We start from the raw sequence: 18,693 nt of genomic DNA on the forward strand, positions 1-18,693 counted from the left end.
CCTGTGGGCGACAAGCCCGGGAGGCACGATTCATGAGTGAGCGAGCTCTTCGCGGCACGCGCCTCGTGGTGACCAGCTACGAGACGGACCGCGGCATCGACCTGGCCCCGCGCCAGGCCGTGGAGTACGCATGCGAGAAGGGGCACCGCTTCGAGATGCCCTTCTCGGTCGAGGCGGAGATCCCGCCGGAGTGGGAGTGCAAGGTCTGCGGGGCCCAGGCACTCCTCGTTGACGGCGACGGCCCTGAGGAGAAGAAGGCCAAGCCCGCGCGTACGCATTGGGACATGCTGATGGAGCGGCGCACCCGCGAGGAGCTCGAAGAGGTCCTCGAGGAGCGCCTGGCCGTTCTGCGTTCCGGCGCGATGAACATCGCGGTCCACCCGAGGGACAGCCGCAAGTCGGCCTAGTCCCCCGGGTCCGGAACCCCGATACAGCACAAGACCGCGGGCGCCGTACGTTCTTCGTACGGCGCCCGCGGTCTTTCGTGTGTCCGGCTGCGGCCGGGCTCAGTGCGTCAGCGGCGGGCGAGGTCCCTCGGGGGTGTCCCCGGGCTCGTCCCTGATGACCTCACCCTGCACGACCTTCCCGTCGGGCCGGTGAATACGGGCCTGCTGGAAGGCACCGCCCAGGGAGCCGGGGTCGGCCTGGCGGAGCTTGCGCTCGACGGTGCGCTCGGCGTACCGCCCGAGGGCCTTCTGCACCGGCGGGATCAGCAGCAGCAGACCGACCGCGTCCGAGATCAGACCGGGCAGCATCAGCAGCAGACCGCCGAGCATCATCAGGCCGTTGCCGCCTCCGGAGGGGGCCGGGGTGCCGCCCCGCTGGAGCGCCTCGTTGAGGTTCTGGAAGGCGCGCCTGCCCGCCCGCTTGATCACCACGGTGCCGAGCACGAGGCCCGCGAGCAGCAGCAGGAAGACGGTGAGCCCGCCCGCGGCGCCCGCGACCACGGTCAGCAACCAGATCTCCAGCACCAGCCAGGCGGCGATGCCGAGCGGCAGGAACGTGCGCAGCCGGGAGCGCCGGGGCCGGGCGGGATGCGTGGGAGTCGGTGCGCCAGTCGTCATGCGTCCAGTGTGCCTGGGCCCGGCTCAGTGCGGGATAAGGGGGCGATCGACGGGCAGTGCGGCCATGAAACAGGACGGGGACCAGCACGGGGACTAGGACTGGGGCGGCTGGGGCTTCACGCGGCCGAGGAGTTTGCCGGCCCGCTCCTGCGCGCCCCAGGTGGTGACCCGCCACAGGGCCTCCACGAGGATGTCGCGGCTCATCTTGGAGTCGCCGAGCTCGCGTTCGACGAAGGTGATGGGCACCTCGACGACGTGGTAGCCGGCCTTGACGGCGCGGCGGGCGAGGTCGACCTGGAAGCAGTAGCCCTGGGAGGCGACGTCGTCGAGGCCGAGGCCCTCCAGGGTCTCGCGGCGGAAGGCGCGGTAGCCGCCGGTGATGTCGCGCAGCGGCAGATCGAGGGCCATGCGGGAGTACAGGCTGCCGCCGCGGGAGATGAACTCGCGGCTCTTGGGCCAGTTCACCACCCGGCCGCCGGGCACCCAGCGCGAGCCCAGGACCAGGTCGGCACCCTTGAGCGCGGTGAGCAGCCGGGGCAGTTCCTCGGGGCGGTGGGAGCCGTCGGCGTCCATCTCGACCAGGACGCCGTAGCCGTTCTCCAGGCCCCAGCGGAAGCCCGCGAGGTAGGCGGCGCCGAGGCCTTCCTTGCCCTTGCGGTGCAGCACCTGGACATGATCGTCCTCGGCGGCCAGTTCGTCGGCGAGCTTGCCGGTGCCGTCGGGGCTGTTGTCGTCGGCCACGAGGATGTGCGCCTCGGGCACGGCCGAGCGCACCCGGCCGACGATCGCCTTGATGTTCTCCGCCTCGTTGTAGGTCGGAATGATCACCAACGCGGTGCCGAGCGGACCGAACCGCCTCCCCGAGGCCTGCGCCTCACGGATCCCGTCGCCGTCGTTCACTGCTGCCCCTTCGTGTGCGTCCGCAGAAGGTCCACCTTAGTGGGCGCGGCCTGCGATTACGTGACATCACGTTCGTATGGTGGTGTCGATTGCACAAGAGCGGGGTAGCCATCTGCTTTTCGGATCATGCAGGCGCTCTGCGGATGGGGGCCCGGCGCCCTTCGGGCCGACCTGGGGCCCGCTGGCTGCGGGTCGACCGAAAGCCGTTGTCTACTGAGCGCCCGGGCCCCACCCGAGTCTCACCTCCCCGACCGGCCGGAAGGTTCCCTCGCCGTGGCGTGGGCGCTGAGCCTGGCTCCCAGTGGCGGTGCCCCGGTGCGGCACACCGTCTCTGACCCAGCGGCGTTGCGACGAGTTCCCGGAACGTTCACGCATTCCTGGTCGGGCGTCCGGTGGTGGACTCGGCAGAACCTACCGGCCCCCTGCCGTCGGCTGTCAACAGCCGTTTGACCTGCGGATCTTTCCTCAACTCCCTGGTCAGCGCGGAGGATACGCAGGTCGCGCGACGGGGCGGCGGCACCGGATCGGCCGCACGCCATCCCGGGAGATCACTCGCCCGGCCGTACGAAGATCGTCCGTCCGCCCACCACCGTCCGCAGACAGACGGGCAGGTCACGGCCCGGGGTGAGGTCGGGCAGGCCAGGGGTGCCGGAGCGGGGGTCGGTCGACCAGCGGGCGACCCGGTCGTCCGGGGCCTGGACCACCAGTTCGTCGGTGCGCCACACGGCGTAGTCGGCGGGCGCGCCGGGGACCAGGATGCCCGCGTCGTCCCGTCCGATCGCGCGCCAGCCGCCCCGTGTGTGCGCCGTGAACGCGGCCCGCACGGAGACCCGGTGCTCGGGCGTCCGGTGAAAGGCGGCGGCGCGGACGGTGCCCCAGGGATCCAGGGGTGTGACCGGGCTGTCCGAGCCGAAGGCGAGCGGGACACCGGCCCGCAGCAGGGCCGCGAAGGGGTTCAGCGTGCGGGCCCGCTCGGCGCCCAGGCGAGCGGTGTACATGCCGTCCTCGCCGCCCCACAGCGCGTCGAAGGCGGGCTGGACCGAGGCGGTCAGGCCGAACTCGGCGAAGGCGGCGATCGTCTCGGGTGTCAGCATCTCGGCGTGCTCGACCCGGTGCCGGGCGGCGCGGACGCGGGCGAGGCCGACCTTCTCCGCGGCGGCGCGCACGCCCTCGACGACGGCCCTCACGGCGGCGTCGCCGATCGCGTGGAAGCCTGCCTGGAGGCCCGCCTCGGTGCAGGCGGCGACATGGGCGGCGACGGCTACGGCGTCGAGGTAGGCGAGGCCGGTGTGCTCGGCGTCGGCGTACGGCTGGTGCAGACAGGCGGTGTGCGAGCCGAGGGCGCCGTCGACGAAGAGGTCGCCCGCGGCGCCGGCCGCGCCGAGCTCCCGTGCCCTGTCCACGTCCTGCTCCGCCCAGTAGCCGACGACCCGCGGTCCGGCCTCCTCGGCGGCGAGCCGGAGCAGGCCGGTGAAGTCGTCCTCGGAGGAGATCTCCGGGCCCCCGCACTCGTGGAGGGTGCCGATGCCGAGAGCGGCGGCGTGGGCAAGGGCCGCGCGCTGGGCCTCGACGCGCTGAGCGGGCGTCACCGCGCCGAGAGCTGCGGCGCGTACGGCGTGGTGGGCGTCGGCGGTGAGCGGGCCGTCGACCCGGCCCAGGGACGCCAGGTCGAGCAGGGCCGTCGTCACGACCGCCGAGTGGACGTCGATACGGGAGAGATAGAGGGGCCGCCCGCCGGTGGCCGCGTCGAGCTCGGCCCGCGTCGGAGGACGGCCGCCGGGCCAGCGGGCGGAGTCCCAGCCGTGGCCCAGGAGGACGCGGTCGTTCGGGCGGGCGGCGGCGAAGTCCCGTACGAGATCGAGGGCCGCCTCCAGGGAGGGGGCGGCGGACAGGTCGAGGCCGGTCAGGGCGAGGCCCGTCGCGGTGGTGTGCACATGGGCGTCGGTGAACGCCGGGGTGACGAGCGCGCCGTCCAGGTCCACGACCTCGTCCACACCGTCCGCGAAGGCGTCCGCGGCACCTTCCGAACCGACCCAGGCGACCTGCCCGCGCTCGACGACCATCGCGGTGGCGAACGGGTCGGCGGGACTGTGGACCTCCCCGCGGCGAAGCAGAACGGTCTGGGACTCGGCGGTGCGCTCACTCATGGGGAACAGTCTCCCGCCTCCCCGCGGCCGCCCGGCACGCAGGCCGGCTCAGATACGCGGCGGGCGTGCCTCGTACGGCGTGGAGAGCACCACCGTCGTCCGGGTGGAGACGCCCGCCAGCGAGCGCAGACGGGCCAGCAGTTCCTCCAGTTCGTGCGGGGTGGCCACGCGCACCTTGAGGATGTAGTTCTCGTCGCCCGCGACGCTGTGGCACGCCTCGATCTCGGGGACCCCGGCCAGGCGGTCCGCGATGTCGTCGGGCGCGCTGGGGTCGAACGGTTTCACCGAGATGAACGCGGTCATGGGCAGCCCGACGGCCTCGGGGTCCACGACCGCGGCGTAGCCACGGATGACGCCACGCTGTTCGAGCCGTCGCACCCGCTGGTGCACGGCCGACGTGGACAGGCCCGTGGCCTTGCCCAGGTCTGTGTAGCTCATCCGCCCGTCCTTGACGAGCAGCTGCACGATCTGTCGGTCCAGCTCCTCCATGGCGCAAGAACCTACAGTGCCCCTGACCTCCTGGGATACCTGAGCGGCCCAGGTCATGCCCGGTTCGTGATGTGACGGGGATGAGTCTGTGAGCCTCCTGGGGGACAAACCGGCCGCCCCGGGCACCTGCGGACGGCATGTGACGAACACCACAGCCGCCGGACCGGCTCCGTGATGTCCTCGTGATTACCGCCGAGACGGGGCGGGAAGTGCTTGCTGTGGTCGAGGCCGCAGTGCCTGAACGGCCCAGCCCGAGGGGGAGAATCCCATGCAGAGTCTTAAGCGCCCTGGTCGTACCGCACCCAAGCGCCCGCAGCTTGTCGTCGAGCCCGAGCCGGAGGGCGTCGAACCCGACGGCGACTTCGCCGACGAGGAGTTCGACGCGTACGACACCTTCGAGATGTACCGGGTGATCTGCCCGGACTGCGCCCAGCCCATCGCGCTGCTGGCGGACGAGGAGGTTCTGCCCGAGCACGCGCTGTGCGCCTCGCCGTGGAACCCGTTCGGCCTGACGGTGTGCGCCGGCACCGGCCGCAGCGCCTCCGACGCCCGCGCCGCGGACGAGTCGGCCGAACCCCAGGAGCAGGACACCGCCCTGTTGTTGACGCTCCCTCAGGGACTCGACTGGCGGACGCAGCCGTTCTCGCACGTCGGCGGCCCAGGCTCGCGCCCGATGCGCGTGCCGGCGATGCGGCGCCACGCCGCCTGAGTGATCCCGCTCGATCTCTTGGCCCAGTAGCCGAAATCCCGCACCCCGGCTCGCAGGTTGCCGTGGTGCGGGTTCAGTGTGCCCACAGGGCTCCGTGGGGGCATCCGCGAACTCACGCCCGATTCCGTGGATCGGTGACCTGCCCGGTCGCCGCCGCGTTGCCCTGGTATGGCCCCCACATATTCGACGACCGGGCGTCAACGACGCGTCTTCGTGCCGCGACCCGCAGAATCGGTTCCGCTGGCCACGCCCCAGTTCCAGGACCCGCCCATCTACCGGGATCTGATGCGCACTTGGGCCGATCGGGGCCGTACCCTGCCGGGCCGCCACGACCCGGAGTGGGTCCGGCTGGCGGCGCCGACGGTACGGGCGGGTGAGTTCAGCGCCCCTCGGGACCCGCGAGGTGACGGGCGATGACCATGCGCTGGATCTGGTTGGTGCCCTCGACGATCTGGAGCACCTTGGCCTCGCGCATGTAGCGCTCGGTGGGGAAGTCGGCGGTGTAGCCGTACCCGCCGAGGATCTGCACGGCGTCGGTGGTCACCCTCATCGCCGTGTCGGTGCAGTGGAGTTTGGCCATGGCCGCCTGCTTGGCGAACGGCCGGCCCGCGTCCCTGAGGCGCGCCGCCGCGAGGTACAGCGCACGGCCCGCCTCGATCTGGGTCGCCATGTCGGCGAGCATGAAGCGCAGGCCCTGGAAGTCGGCGATCGGCCGCCCGAACTGCCTGCGCCCGGCGGCGTACGCCACGGCCTCGTCCAGCGCCGCCTGGGCCACGCCGATCGCGCAGGCCGCGATACCGAGCCGCCCGGAGTCCAGCGCGGACAGGGCGATGGCGAAGCCCTGCCCCTCCTCGCCGAGCCGCCGCTCGTCCGGGACCCGCACGCCGTCGAAGTGGACCTGCGCCGTCGGCGAGCCCTTCATGCCCATCTTCTTCTCGGGCGCGGCCCCGCTCAGCCCCTCGGCGTCCCCGGGCACCAGGAAGGCGGTGATCCCGCGCGGGCCCTCCTCGCCGGTGCGGGCCATGACCGTGTAGAAGTCGGCGATGCCGCCGTGCGTGATCCAGGCCTTGGTCCCGGTGATCACCCAGTCGTCCCCATCCCGCACGGCCTTGGTGCGCAGGGAGGCGGCATCGGATCCGGACGACGGCTCGGACAGGCAGTAGGCGCCCAGCAGTCCTCCGCCGAGCATCGCGGGCAGATGCTCGACCTGCTGCTCCTTGGTTCCGTAGGCGGCGAGGGCGTAGGAGGCCAGGGTGTGCACGCTGACGCCGAGGCCGACGGTGAGCCGGGCCATGGCGAGCTCTTCGAGGACCTGGAGGTAGACCTCGTACGGCTGGTCGCCGCCGCCGTACTCGGAGTCGTAGGGCAGTCCGAGGAGGCCCGATTCCGACAGCAGGGCGAAGACCTCGCGCGGGAAGCGTCCGGCGTCCTCCTCCTCGGCCGCCTTCGGGGCGATCTCGCGCTGGGCGATGTCGCGGACGAGCGAGATCAGATCCCGGGCCTCGTCCGTGGGCAGGTGCCGGTCCACCGGTTGCGGGGCGCGGTCGGGCATGGCGACGCTCTCCTCCCTTATCGGGCGCATCGGCGGACGTGCGCCTTGGGTGGGGCGGCTCCGCCGGGTCTCACTGGGTGCGGGCCGATGGCCCGCACTCCCGGGTCACGGAAGCTGCTGACCAGCGGCTCTGCGCTGTGAGTATGCCCGATCGGAGGCACCGAGTCACCAGTTAACGACCGCTCACTCCAAGAAAACTCAAGCCGCACGAAATTGGTCCGAACCATTGACCCGACTGGTCTAGTCCTCCTAATGTGCGGGCAACGCTTTACCGCGTTCATGCCAATCGGCGCGCGTTCCCCTCTCCCCCCAGGAGGAGACACCCGATGCACATTCCCCACCGCACCAGATTCCGGACGCTGGTCTCCGCCGCCTGCGCGGCCGTCCTCGGCGCCGGACTGCTTGCCGGGGCGGGTTCTGCCACCGCGAAATCGAGCGCTCCCGCGGCCGAGTCGGCCGCCGGCTCCAAGGTGATCGGCTACTTCACCGAATGGGGCACCTACGACCGCAAGTACTACGTCAAGAACATCGAGACCTCCGGTTCCGCGGCCAAGCTCACGCACATCAACTACGCCTTCGGCAATGTCACCGGCGGCAAGTGCGCCATCGGCGACTCCTACGCGGCCACCGAACGGACCTACACCGCGGCCGAGTCGGTCGACGGCGTCGCCGACACCTGGGACCAGCCGCTGCGCGGCACCTTCAACCAGTTGCGCGAGCTGAAGAAGAAGCACCCGAACCTCAAGGTGCTGTGGTCCTTCGGCGGCTGGACCTGGTCCGGCGGCTTCGGCCAGGCGGCCCAGAACCCGGCCGCGTTCGCCCAGTCCTGCTACAACCTGGTCGAGAACTCCAAGTGGGCGGACGTCTTCGACGGCATCGACATCGACTGGGAGTACCCGAACGCCTGCGGCGCGACCTGTGACACCAGCGGCCGGGCGGCCTTCAAGAACCTGATGCAGGCCCTGCGCGCGAAGTTCGGCAGCGGCAACCTGGTGACCGCGGCCATCACCGCCGACGCCACCGCCGGCGGCAAGATCGACGCGGCGGACTACGCGGGCGCGGCCCGGTACGTCAACTGGTACAACCCCATGACCTACGACTACTTCGGCGCCTGGGACGCGACGGGCCCGACGGCCCCGCACTCGCCGCTGCACTCCTACGCGGGCATCCCGAAGGCCAACATGCACAGCTCGGCGACCATCGCCAAGCTCAAGGGCCTCGGCATCCCGGCCTCCAAGCTCCTGCTCGGCATCGGCTTCTACGGCCGCGGCTGGACCGGAGTGACCCAGTCGGCGCCCGGCGGCACCGCGACCGGACCGGCGGACGGGACCTGGGAGGACGGCATCGAGGACTACAAGGTCCTGAAGACCAAGTGCCCGGCGACCGGCAAGGTGGGCGGCACCGCCTACGCCAAGTGCGGCACCAACTGGTGGAGCTACGACACCCCGGCGACCATCGCCACGAAGATGACGTACAAGAACCAGCAGGGTCTGGCGGGCACGTTCTTCTGGGAGCTCAGCGGGGACACCGCGAACGGTGAGCTCATCAAGGCGATCAACTGACCCCTGACACGGGGGACCTGGGGGCGGAGACCACGAGACTCCGCCCCTTCGTCATGTGCCGCGGCGGGCGGGCCCCGGGGCCGGGTAAGGCGGGGTCCAGCTCCTCGATGGCGCGCAGGGCGCCGCCCAGGGTCTTCACCAGCAGTTCGCGCATGGTGTCGCGGGAGAGTTCGGGGTGGTCCATCCAGTCCAGGGCCGCGCCCTCGACACTGCACACCCAGGCCAGCAGGGCCATGCGGGCCAGCGGGGCGATGTCGGTACGGCCGTAGGCGCCCTCGGCGATGGTCGCGACGATCGCCTCGCGCACCCCGTCCCGGATGGCGTGCACCTCGGTGTCGAAGCCGACGCCGCCGCTGACGATCGTGCGGTAGGCGGCCTGGTTGTGCTCGGCGTAGCGCAGATAGCTGTCGATCGTGCGGTGGACCCGCTCCGCCGAGGGCAGTTCGACGCCGCCCGCCGCGTAGGTGACCAGGTCGGCGACGGAGTCCTCGATGATCGCCAGGTAGTAGCCGCGCTTGGACTGGAAGTAGTAGTAGATCAGTCCCTTGGCCACATGCGCCTGCCGCGCGATGTCGTCCATCGACAGGGCGTCATAGGAGGTGTCGGCGAACAACCTCCGCCCGATGGCGATGAGTTCGGCGCGGCGGGCCGCCGACCGCTCGGTGCCGCGCGCCCGGGGACGGACGACGGCAACGTGCTGCTGACTCTTCAATTTCGACCCTGGTCTCAAGCGGGCGGCGGGACATCCGCAGTATGGCAGGTTCGAATATGTGTCAGGTCACAGCAGACCGAGCTGGGTCACGAGCATCGCGACGACCACGACGAGGACCCATCCCATGACGTGTTCGAAGACCTTCGGACCGTCTTCCTCGGGGCCGCCGGTGCGGGCACGGGCGACGGCGGCTGCATTCGTACTCATCCGTCCACCTTGCCACTGAACAGGGCTTTTGCCGGCAGAGACCTTGGTCACAGCGGACGGCCCCCGACAGCCGTCGGAGGCCGTCCCACGGCGTCTCAGCGCACGCCCACCGCCGCGAGCGCCGCGAGCTGGCGCATCGACGGACGCGCCGGGAAGTACAGGTAGCAGACGCCTCCGGTGCCCGAGACCACCTTGCCGCTGGCGTTGTACCGCTTGGTCCGCAGCCAGATGTTCTCGAACTCCCTCCTGAGGTACACCCGCCGTACCGCGGCGTTGTTCGGCGAGTTCGGGTCGTTGGCGATCACATCGCCCTCGGCGGTGAAGCCGATCACGGTCATCAGATGGCCGGAGGTGCCGTAGCCCGCCCCCGTCAGCTCCTCCTTCAGGAAGGACTGGGACGTTATGGCCGGGATGCCGGCCGCGATCAGCGTCTCCAGGTCGGTCAGCGAACCGAGCCGGGTGACGACGCCCTGGAGGTCCTTGAAGGTGGCCGCGTAGGCAGCGTTGAAGGGCCAGTTGCCGCAGCCCGCGTACTGGTAGTCGTACGTGAAGCGGGCCGCGTGGCACACCTGTGGGTCGGCGAAGCTCGGGTCGACCCAGGCGAGCTGCTCCTCGGTGAGCCTGCCGCCCCAGTACTCGATGATCATCTGCGAGGAGGTGGGGCTGCACCAGGCCTCACCGCCGTTGTCGTACTCGGGGTACTGGCCGATGTGGATCTCCTGCGAGTAGCGCGGTACGGCCAGCTCCTGGGCGAGACCGGGCGTGGACGCCGGGACGGTGAAACGGTCCGGGACATCGGAGCCCATGGCGCCGAGCCGCCACACGGTGGGGGTCTTCTTCGTCCCCGGCTTGCGGTAGAGGGTCAGGCGCAGCCGGTACGAGGTCAGGCGCAGGCCCGTTGCCGGGTCGTCGATCGCGAAGGTGTCGGTCCAGATCGTGGACTTGTCGTCGGTCTGGTCGTCGACGGAGGTCCGCTTGATGTCCTGGTCGCCGGCGGCCCAGCGGCCCATGACGTACCACGGGCTGTTGGTGCCGTCGGAGTACGTGCCCTTCAGCTCGACCTGGAGCCACGTGCCGACCGGGGTGTGCGCGTTCCACGAGGCGATGGCCTCGGTCGAGGGCACGGCGAGCCGGTGGACGGGCGAGGTCCAGGTCGCGTACTCCCAGGTGGCGGTGGTGCCGGTGTGCGGGTCGGTGTAGTCGGCGAGGCCCACGGGGGCGCCGATCGCCACGCCGGGCCGGACGCCCGCGACGGCACGGGTGCCCTTCGCGGTGCCCGAGCGCCAGTCGGTGTACGTCGTCCAGGCACGGTTGTCGATCTGTCGGGCCGCGGCCTGCTCGGGGTCGGCCGCTTCGGTGGGGGTGGCGGCGGCTGCGGGTAACGCGCCGACGCCGCCGGCCACGGCTGCGGCGACCGCGGCGGTCAGAACGGTTCTGCGGGACGGCTGTTCGGATCTGCTCATGGGCGGAAGACCCCCAGGTGTCCGAGTCGGGGCAGGTCCAGTGCACGGTGTGTGCGCCAACTATGGACGCAGGCGAGGCCTCCTGCCAGCACTTCGGGGCATGCCGCGCCAGGAATATTGGCCTCGACCACTGGCATCACCCGAGGTGCCACATCACTAGACTTCCGGTGCACGCACGACTCACCCCGGGAACCGTCATTCATCAACTCGCTTCGCTCCTTCGCCGCCTCCCCGCGTCCTGCGGTCCGGTCCGGCTGATCGGGGTCGACGGGCACGCCGGGTCCGGGAAGTCCACGTTCGCCGGGCGGTTGGCGCGAGCGCTCGGCGGGGCGCCGGTGCTGCGGCTCGACGACATCGCCAGCCATGACGAGCTCTTCGACTGGACCGAGCGGCTGCTGGCGCAGGTGATCGAGCCCCTCTCCCACGGCGAGACCGCGCACTACTCCCCCTACGACTGGCACGCCCGCCGCTTCCGGGAACCCGTCCCCCTACCGCCCGCCCCGGTGGTCCTCGTCGAGGGGGTCGGCGCCGGGCGGCGCGCGCTGCGGCCGTATCTCGCCTTCCTGCTCTGGATGGATCTGCCGCGGGCGGAGTCCTGGGCACGCGGCCGGTCACGGGACGGGAAGGAACTGCGGGAGTTCTGGGACGGCTGGGTCGAGGCGGAACAGAAGCACTTCTCCGTGGACCCCTCACGGCCGTTCGCCGACGCTTTGGTACGGCAGTGCGCGAAGGGTTACGAGTTGCGTCCCGGGCCTGCCGGGACCATGGAAACGGATCAGCTCCTCACGCTGAGTGAGGGACTATCTGCAATGTGGTGAAGTTGTGAAGATGCGCCTGCGAGAACTTGCCGTAGTGACTTCAACTCGGCTTGACCCAAGGGCCGTACAGGTCTTACGTTCTCAATGTGCGGTCGACGCAGATCGCCCGCCAGACGCGAAGCCCCCGGTTGTTCCCCCGTGATCGGGGGCTTCGTTCTGCCCTCACCCGTTTTCCGGCCGCACCGAGCCGCGATTCGCTCACCCTCGGTTACCGAAGTCTGCGCCCCCATCTGCTCCCACCTCGCCAAACGGCCGGTGCGGCACCCTGGGGCGGGCCGCACTACCGCAGGTACGATGCCCTCGGTGCGACCTGGGACTGCTGCTCCGCGCACCGTTGCAACTCCGGTCCGCAGTACGGCGGTTCGACTCCGAAGGCCGACGGGCGACGGACCGGTGGCCAACCGACGGGGGCACGGTTTGTGGGGGACGTGATGGACTTCGGCACGCAGGGCCCCGAGGCCCCGGCCGACCTCGCCTGGTTGCGAGGCGTGGACGCCTACACCATGGGCGCTTATCCGCAGGCGGAGGAGGAGTTCCGCACCGCGGTGCGGATGGATCCCGGCATGGCCGACGGCTGGCTCGGTCTGCACGCGCTGCGCGTGGACACGACGACCGCGCTGCTACGGATGTTCCGGCACCGGGACCGCTTCGGGGAACAGCGCGCCCGGCACCGCCGGACCCTCAACTCCTGGTACTGGCTTGGCTGGTGGGTGCAGCCGGTGCTGGAGAGCCCGCGCGACCTGCTGCTCGCGCACGCCTCGCACTGGCTGGACGGCCGGCACGTACCGGAGCTCGACCGGGCGCTCGCCGGACTGCCGCCGGTGGACGCCGACGCCCAGGTCCGCTTCCTGCACGCCTGCCGGGCCTATCTGGTCAAGGACTGGGAACAGCTCGTCCGGCACACCGACCCGCTGCTCGACGACCCCATGCTCGGGATCGAGGCCGGACTGTTCGGCGGCATGGCCCGGGTCCGTCTGGAGATGTACGGCCAGGCCGAACCGCTGCTCTCGGCGGCCCTGATGCGCTGCCGCAGCGAGCAGCCGCAGCGCAAGGAGTTGCGGTACTGGCTGGCGCGGGCGCATGAGGGCACCGGCCGGTCGGCCGCCGCGCTCCCCCTGTACCGGGCCGTGCACCGTGTCGACCCCGCCTTCATGGACACCTCGGCCCGGCTCGCCGCCATCGCCGAGGGCGACGGGTACGACGAGGCCGGCGATCTCGCGCCGATCACACTCACCGGGTTCGGCCAGGACTCCGTGGACGGCCCCGACACCCTCGACCCGCTCTTCGGCGAGGGGCGTGAGCTGAAGCTCTCCGGGCCCGATCTGCCCTCGTCCGGCCTGCTTCCGCCGGTGCCCGACCCAGGTGTGCGCGAGCGGGCGAACCTCCCCGGGCAGCCGCCGCCCGCCGGTCCCACGGATCCCGCGCTGCTTGAGGAGGCGCTCGCCGAACTGGAGCGCATGGTGGGCCTTGAGCCGGTCAAGCGCCAGGTCAAGGCGCTCTCCGCGCAGTTGAACATGGCCCGGCTGCGGGCGGGGCAGGGGCTTCCCGTCCAGCCGCCGAAACGGCACTTCGTCTTCTCCGGACCCTCCGGCACCGGCAAGACCACCGTCGCGCGCATCCTTGGCCGGGTGTTCTACGCGCTCGGACTGCTCGGCGGCGACCATCTGGTGGAGGCGCAGCGGGCCGATCTCGTGGGCGAGTACCTCGGGCAGACGGCCGTGAAGGCGAACGAGCTGATCGACTCCGCGCTGGGTGGGGTGCTGTTCGTCGACGAGGCCTATTCGCTGTCCAACTCCGGCTACGGCAAGGGCGACGCGTACGGCGACGAGGCGCTTCAGGTGCTGTTGAAGCGGGCGGAGGACAACCGGGACCACCTGGTGGTGATCCTGGCCGGTTATCCGGAGGGCATGGATCGTCTCCTGGCCGCCAACCCCGGACTGTCCTCCCGCTTCACCACCCGGGTGGACTTTCCCTCGTACCGGCCCCTCGAACTCACCTCCATCGGCGAGGTGCTCGCCGGTGAGAACGGTGACGTGTGGGACGAGGAGGCGCTGGACGAGTTGCGCTCCATCGCCGGGCATGTGGTCGATCAGGGGTGGATCGACGAGCTCGGGAACGGGCGGTTCCTGCGGACGCTGTACGAGAAGAGCTGCGCGTATCGGGATCTGCGGTTGTCGACATATCCCGGGACCTTGACGCGGGACGACTTGTCGACATTGCGGTTGCCGGATCTTATGCAGGCGTATGGGGAAGTGTTGTCGGGGCGAGGGCCGCAGGATCCTCCGGGGTTGTGAGGCGCGCCCAAGAGCTCGGCAGTTCCCCGCGCCCTTGTGGGGCGCGGGTCTGCCGCGTCAGCCAGGCACCGCTTCCTTCGGCTCCGCCTTGCGTGGCGGCGGTGTCTCCCGGTGCGCCGGATCCCGCACCTCCCCCACCAGCAGCTCCAGTACGTCCTCCAGCGCGACCAGGCCCAGCACCTTGCCCGAGGCGTCCGCGACCTGGGCCAGATGTGTGGCCGCTCGGCGCATCACCGTCAGGGCGTCGTCCAGGGGGAGTTCGGGGCGGAGCGTCGTCATGGGGCGCCACACCTGCTGGGGCACCGCCCGTTCCGAGTCCTCCAGGTCCAGTACGTCCTTCACGTGCAGGTAGCCCATGAAGGCACCCGTGTCCGCCACCACCGGGAAGCGGGAGTAGCCGGTGCGGGCGGTCAGGCCGACGATCTGGCCGGGGGTGACCGAGGGCGGGACCGTGACCAGGGACTCTCGGCTCAGGAGGACGTCCGTCACCGGGCGCGAGCCCAGCTCCAGGGCGTCCTCCAGGCGTTCCTGTTCCTCGGGGTCGAGCAGGCCCGCCTGTCCCGCGTCCTCCACGAGCCTGCCCAGCTGCACGCTGGTGAAGACCGCCTCGACCTCGTCCTTCGGCTCGACGCGGAAGAGCCGCAGGATGCCCTGGGCGCAGGCGCCGAGGGCGACGGTGAGGGGCCGGCAGAGGCGGGCGAAGGCGACCAGGCCGGGGCTGAGCCACAGCGCGGCCTTCTCGGGCGCGGCCATCGCCAGGTTCTTCGGGACCATCTCGCCGATGACGAGGTGGAAGAAGACGACGGTCGCCAGCGCGATGACGTACCCCAGCGGATGGATCATCGCGTGCGGGAGGTGGATCCACTCGAAGAACGGTTCCAGGATGTGCGCGACCGTCGGCTCGGCGACCGCGCCGAGGGTCAGCGAGCAGACGGTGATGCCGAACTGGGCCGCCGCCATCATCTGCGGCAGGTGTTCAAGGCCGTACAGCACCTGGCGGGCCCGGGCCGTGCCGAGCGGTTCGATCTGGCTGCGGCGGACGGAGACCAGGGCGAACTCGGCGCCGACGAAGAAGCCGTTGGCGAGCACGAGCAGCGCGGCGAAGAGAAGTTGGAGCACGCTCATCGGGCGGCCTCCACCACGGGTGCGGTGCGGACCAGGCGGACCCGCTCGGCGCGGTAGTGGCCGACCTGGCGCACGGAGAGCCGCCAGCCGGGCAGTTCGGCCTTGTCGCCGGGGACCGGGATCCGGCCGAGCAGGTCGGCGACCAGACCCGCGACGGTCTCGTACGGGCCCTCGGGCACATCGAGTCCTATCCGCTGCAGGATGTCGACCCGGCAGCTGCCGTCGGCATCCCAGGCGGGCCTGCCGTCCTCGGCCGGGGCGGCGGCGAGTTCGGGAAGGTCCTGGCCGTCGTGCTCGTCGCGGACCTCGCCGACGATCTCCTCGACGATGTCCTCCAGGGTGACCACTCCGGCCGTGCCGCCGTACTCGTCGACGACGACGGCGATGGGCTGTTCGCTGCGCAGCCGGGCGAGCAGCGGCCGTACCGGCAGGGTCTCGGGGACCAGCAGGGCGGGCCGGGCGATCCGGCCGACCGGGGTGCGCAGCCGGTCGGCCGCGGGAACGGCGAGGGCGTCCTTGAGGTGGGCCATGCCGACGACCTCGTCGATCCGCTCCCGGTAGACGGGGAAGCGGGACAGGCCGGTGGCGCGGGTCAGGTTGACGACGTCCTCGGCGGTGGCCGACGACTGGAGCGCGCTGACCTTCACCCGCGGGGTCATCACATGCTGCGCCGTGAGCTCGCCGAGCGACAGGGTCCGTACGAACAGGTCGGCCGTGTCCTGCTCCAGGGTGCCGGCCTGGGCGGAGTGGCGGGCCAGGGAGACGAGTTCACCGGGGGTGCGGGCGGAGGCCAGCTCCTCGGTGGGCTCGATGCCGAGCGCGCGGACGAGCCGGTTCGCGACGGAGTTCAGAACGGCGATCACCGGCCGGAAGACCCGCGCGAACAGGTGCTGCGGGCCCGCGACGAACCGTGCGACCTGCAAGGGGCGGGACACCGCCCAGTTCTTGGGCACGAGTTCGCCGATCACCATCTGCACGGCGGACGCCAGCAGCATGCCGACGATCACCGCGACCCCGGAGACGGCGCCCTCGGGGATGCCGAGCGCGGTGATCGGGGCGTGCAGCAGCTCGGCGAGCGCCGGTTCGGCGAGCATGCCGACCACCAGGGAGGTGATGGTGATGCCGAGCTGGGTGCCGGAGAGCTGGAAGGAGAGTTCCTTCAGCGACTCGACGACCGTACGGGCACGGCGGTCGCCCTCGGCGGCGGCCTTCTCGGCCTCCGGGCGCTCGACCGTGACCAGGCCGAACTCGGCGGCCACGAAGAAGCCGTTGGCGAGGATCAGCAGGAATGCCGCGGCAAGGAGCAGCAGGGGGATGGTCATGCCGCCGCCTCGATATGTCGGGAGGGGGCGGCGCAGGTACTACAGGACGATCCGTCCATCGCTGGAGGGAGTCACTCCTCGGGTAGCAGGGGGCCTCTGAAGACCAGGGGGAACATCAGCGGCGGAGGCGCCGGGAAACGCCTCCGCCAACAGATTAATCAAGGCAGGGCTCTCTACGGCAGATCCCTTGTCGTGCGGGCCTCGACGAGCGCTCGCAGGGCGCGGGCGTCCTCGATCGCGCGCTGCTTGGCGATACCCGGCTGGATGCCCAGTACGGGCAGGCTGGTGCCGTCGCTGAGGTTGAGGAACACCCAGGGGTCACCGGGCCGGAGGTTCACCTGGATGATCTCGGCCCAGTCGAGACGCCGCCGGCCGGCGATGTTCACGACGGTCACGCCGGACTCGTCGGCGACGACCTTGACCCGGGCGAGCAGGGCCAGGACGCCGAACATAAGCGCCCCGGTGAAGATGAAGCTCAGGCGCTCGCCGGGGCCGAGCTTCTCCAGCAGCAGGGCCACCGCGGTGATCACCACGAAGATGGCGGTACCGGCGGTGAGCAGGACCGCGCGGGTGCGGCCCGGCCGGAAGGTGACGGGCAAGGCGGGCAGTTCGGACATGGCGTACGGCTCTCAGAGACGGCAGGCGTGGATGGCCGTGGTGAGGATGGCCCGCGCGCCGATGTCGTACAGGTCGTCCATGATCCGCTGGGCCTCCTTGGCGGGGACCATCGCCCGGACCGCGACCCAGCCTTCGTTGTGCAGCGGGGAGACGGTCGGGGACTCCAGGCCCGGAGTGAGGGCGACGGCCTTCTCCAACTGCTCGACGCGGCAGTCGTAGTCCATCATCACGTACGTCCGGGCCACCAGGACGCCCTGGAGGCGGCGCAGGAACTGCTGCACCTTGGGGTCCTCGGCGTCGGCGCCGGTACGGCGGATCACGACGGCCTCGGACTTCATGATCGGTTCGCCGAAGACCTCAAGGCCGGCGTTGCGCAGCGAGGTGCCGGTCTCGACGACGTCGGCGATGACCTCGGCGACTCCGAGCTCGATGGCCGTCTCGACGGCGCCGTCGAGGTGGACGACGGAGGCGTCGATGCCGTTGTCGGCGAGGTGCCCCTCGACGATGCCCTCGTAGGACGTGGCGACCGTCTTGCCCTTCAGGTCCTCGACGCCGTTCGCGGTGCCGGGCTTGGCGGCGAAGCGGAACGTGGAGCGGGCGAAGCCGAGCGGGAGGATCTCCTCGGCGTCGGCGGCGGAGTCGATCAGCAGGTCGCGGCCCGTGATGCCGATGTCGAGACGGCCGGAGGAGACATAGATCGCGATGTCACGGGGGCGGAGGTAGAAGAACTCGACCTCGTTCTCCGGGTCGACGATGCGCAGTTCCTTGGACTCGCGGCGCTGCTGGTAGCCGGCCTCATGCAGCATCTCCGCCGCAGGGCCTGACAGGGAACCCTTGTTGGGGACGGCGATGCGCAGCATGAGGTCGGCTTCCTTTGCGTGAGATGTGCGGGTGGGTGCGGCGGCTCAGAGGTGGGCGTAGACGTCGTCGAGGGAGATCCCGCGCGCGACCATCATCACCTGGACGTGGTACAGCAGCTGCGAGATCTCCTCGGCGGCCGCGTCCTTGCCCTCGTACTCGGCGGCCATCCAGACCTCGGCGGCCTCTTCGACGACCTTCTTGCCGATGGCGTGGACGCCCTTCTCGACCAGTTCCGCGGTGCGGGACGTGGCGGGATCGCCGTTGGCGGCCTTGTGCTGGAGCTCGGTGAAGAGCTCCTCGAACGTCTTCTTGGACATGGTGACGCTCAGCCTATGCCACTCACCCGGTTCGTCAGCGCCAGGGTTCAGATACTGAACGCAGGGTGGCCGCGGTGGCGACCGCCGCGGTCACCGCCTCGTGCCCCTTGTCCTCGTTGGAGCCCTCGATACCGGCGCGGTCCAGGGCCTGCTCCTCGGTGTCGCAGGTGAGCACGCCGAAGCCGACGGGGACGCCGGTCTCGACGGAGACCTGGGTGAGGCCCTGGGTGACGCCCTGGCACACGTACTCGAAGTGCGGGGTGCCGCCCCGGATGACGACGCCGAGGGCCACGATGGCGTCGTAGCCGCGGCCCGCGAGGACCTTGGCGACGACCGGGAGCTCCCAGCTGCCGGGGACCCTGAGCAGGGTCGGCTCGTCGATGCCGAGGTCGTGCAGGGCGCGCAGGGCGCCGTCCACCAGGCCGTCCATCACCTTTTCGTGCCACTGCGCCGCGATGACGGCGACCCGCAGATCGCCCACGCCCTGTACGGACAGTTCCGGTGCACCCTTGCCGCTCACGTCTCTCCTTGTG

At 70.8% G+C, this 18,693-nt stretch carries 19 protein-coding genes and 1 pseudogene; 6 read left to right on the forward strand and 14 right to left on the reverse strand.

The window, feature by feature from the left end:
• The first annotated feature begins 32 nt into the window (after positions 1–32).
• Positions 33–407, forward strand: a complete 375-nt coding sequence (locus tag H4N64_RS26990) for an RNA polymerase-binding protein RbpA (RefSeq protein ID WP_003977404.1) — start codon at positions 33–35, stop codon at positions 405–407.
• 99 nt (positions 408–506) lie between these two features.
• Here the strand turns inward: H4N64_RS26990 and fxsA are convergent, their stop codons facing one another.
• The 4 genes from fxsA to H4N64_RS27010 form a co-directional block, all read right to left on the reverse strand.
• On the reverse strand, positions 507–1,064 hold the full coding sequence (fxsA, locus tag H4N64_RS26995) for an FxsA family membrane protein (RefSeq protein ID WP_186285026.1): 558 nt from the start codon (positions 1,062–1,064) through the stop codon (positions 507–509).
• A gap of 93 nt (positions 1,065–1,157) precedes the next feature.
• Positions 1,158–1,964 (reverse strand): glycosyltransferase, encoded by an 807-nt coding sequence (locus H4N64_RS27000; protein ID WP_186285027.1) that lies wholly within the window; start codon positions 1,962–1,964, stop codon positions 1,158–1,160.
• 548 nt (positions 1,965–2,512) lie between these two features.
• On the reverse strand, positions 2,513–4,111 hold the full coding sequence (locus H4N64_RS27005) for an amidohydrolase (protein ID WP_186285028.1): 1,599 nt from the start codon (positions 4,109–4,111) through the stop codon (positions 2,513–2,515).
• Between the two features lie 48 nt (positions 4,112–4,159).
• Positions 4,160–4,600 carry an Lrp/AsnC family transcriptional regulator gene (locus H4N64_RS27010; RefSeq protein WP_004002750.1) on the reverse strand — a complete coding sequence of 147 codons (441 nt, stop codon included), beginning with the start codon at positions 4,598–4,600 and terminating at the stop codon, positions 4,160–4,162.
• Positions 4,601–4,868: 268 nt separating this feature from the next.
• On the opposite strand from H4N64_RS27010, the gene H4N64_RS27015 reads away from it, so the two are divergent.
• Together H4N64_RS27015 and H4N64_RS45540 are read left to right on the forward strand one after the other, a co-directional pair.
• Positions 4,869–5,309, forward strand: coding sequence for a hypothetical protein (locus H4N64_RS27015; RefSeq protein ID WP_186285029.1), 441 nt, complete (start codon positions 4,869–4,871; stop codon positions 5,307–5,309).
• Between the two features lie 168 nt (positions 5,310–5,477).
• Positions 5,478–5,726 (forward strand): hypothetical protein, encoded by a 249-nt coding sequence (locus H4N64_RS45540; protein WP_260859995.1) that lies wholly within the window; start codon positions 5,478–5,480, stop codon positions 5,724–5,726.
• Here the strand turns inward: H4N64_RS45540 and H4N64_RS27020 are convergent.
• Complete coding sequence (locus H4N64_RS27020; RefSeq protein WP_186285030.1) at positions 5,689–6,861, reverse strand: acyl-CoA dehydrogenase family protein; 1,173 nt, start codon at positions 6,859–6,861, stop codon at positions 5,689–5,691. The genes H4N64_RS45540 and H4N64_RS27020 overlap by 38 nt on opposite strands.
• A gap of 326 nt (positions 6,862–7,187) precedes the next feature.
• Here H4N64_RS27020 and H4N64_RS27025 point away from each other — a divergent pair, with 326 nt between their 5' ends.
• Complete coding sequence (locus H4N64_RS27025) at positions 7,188–8,423, forward strand: glycoside hydrolase family 18 protein (protein ID WP_186285031.1); 1,236 nt, start codon at positions 7,188–7,190, stop codon at positions 8,421–8,423.
• Positions 8,424–8,474: 51 nt separating this feature from the next.
• Here H4N64_RS27025 and H4N64_RS27030 read toward each other — a convergent pair.
• From H4N64_RS27030 to H4N64_RS27040, 3 genes and pseudogenes are all read right to left on the reverse strand, one after another.
• Positions 8,475–9,135, reverse strand: a pseudogene (locus H4N64_RS27030) (TetR/AcrR family transcriptional regulator).
• 66 nt (positions 9,136–9,201) lie between these two features.
• Entirely contained in the window at positions 9,202–9,342 is a 141-nt protein-coding gene (locus H4N64_RS27035; RefSeq protein ID WP_186285033.1) for an SCO1431 family membrane protein, read from the reverse strand.
• A 95-nt stretch (positions 9,343–9,437) separates the two neighbouring features.
• Complete coding sequence (locus H4N64_RS27040) at positions 9,438–10,805, reverse strand: peptidase C39 family protein (RefSeq protein ID WP_186285034.1); 1,368 nt, start codon at positions 10,803–10,805, stop codon at positions 9,438–9,440.
• Between the two features lie 167 nt (positions 10,806–10,972).
• Between H4N64_RS27040 and H4N64_RS27045 the strand changes: the two genes are divergently transcribed.
• Complete coding sequence (locus H4N64_RS27045) at positions 10,973–11,623, forward strand: uridine kinase family protein (RefSeq protein WP_336246808.1); 651 nt, start codon at positions 10,973–10,975, stop codon at positions 11,621–11,623.
• A gap of 431 nt (positions 11,624–12,054) precedes the next feature.
• Positions 12,055–13,917 (forward strand): AAA family ATPase, encoded by a 1,863-nt coding sequence (locus tag H4N64_RS27050; RefSeq protein WP_186285035.1) that lies wholly within the window; start codon positions 12,055–12,057, stop codon positions 13,915–13,917.
• A gap of 57 nt (positions 13,918–13,974) precedes the next feature.
• Here H4N64_RS27050 and H4N64_RS27055 read toward each other — a convergent pair whose 3' ends face one another.
• From H4N64_RS27055 to ribH, 6 genes are all read right to left on the reverse strand, one after another.
• The gene (locus H4N64_RS27055; RefSeq protein WP_186285036.1) at positions 13,975–15,042 is read right to left on the reverse strand and encodes a hemolysin family protein; all 1,068 of its coding nucleotides are present in this window, start codon (positions 15,040–15,042) and stop codon (positions 13,975–13,977) included.
• The gene (locus tag H4N64_RS27060) at positions 15,039–16,364 is read right to left on the reverse strand and encodes a hemolysin family protein (RefSeq protein ID WP_186285037.1); all 1,326 of its coding nucleotides are present in this window, start codon (positions 16,362–16,364) and stop codon (positions 15,039–15,041) included. The genes H4N64_RS27055 and H4N64_RS27060 overlap by 4 nt, the downstream gene beginning before the upstream one ends.
• Positions 16,365–16,537: 173 nt before the next feature.
• Entirely contained in the window at positions 16,538–16,981 is a 444-nt protein-coding gene (locus H4N64_RS27065; RefSeq protein ID WP_186285038.1) for a PH domain-containing protein, read from the reverse strand.
• Between the two features lie 12 nt (positions 16,982–16,993).
• On the reverse strand, positions 16,994–17,842 hold the full coding sequence (gene hisG, locus H4N64_RS27070) for an ATP phosphoribosyltransferase (protein ID WP_186285039.1): 849 nt from the start codon (positions 17,840–17,842) through the stop codon (positions 16,994–16,996).
• A gap of 45 nt (positions 17,843–17,887) precedes the next feature.
• Complete coding sequence (locus H4N64_RS27075; protein WP_186285040.1) at positions 17,888–18,160, reverse strand: phosphoribosyl-ATP diphosphatase; 273 nt, start codon at positions 18,158–18,160, stop codon at positions 17,888–17,890.
• 34 nt (positions 18,161–18,194) lie between these two features.
• Entirely contained in the window at positions 18,195–18,680 is a 486-nt protein-coding gene (gene ribH, locus H4N64_RS27080; RefSeq protein WP_186285041.1) for a 6,7-dimethyl-8-ribityllumazine synthase, read from the reverse strand.
• Between the last annotated feature and the right edge of the window lie 13 nt (positions 18,681–18,693).

The sequence above is a fragment of the Streptomyces cupreus genome (assembly GCF_014257025.1).
Classification (GTDB): Bacteria; Actinomycetota; Actinomycetes; order Streptomycetales; family Streptomycetaceae; genus Streptomyces; species Streptomyces cupreus.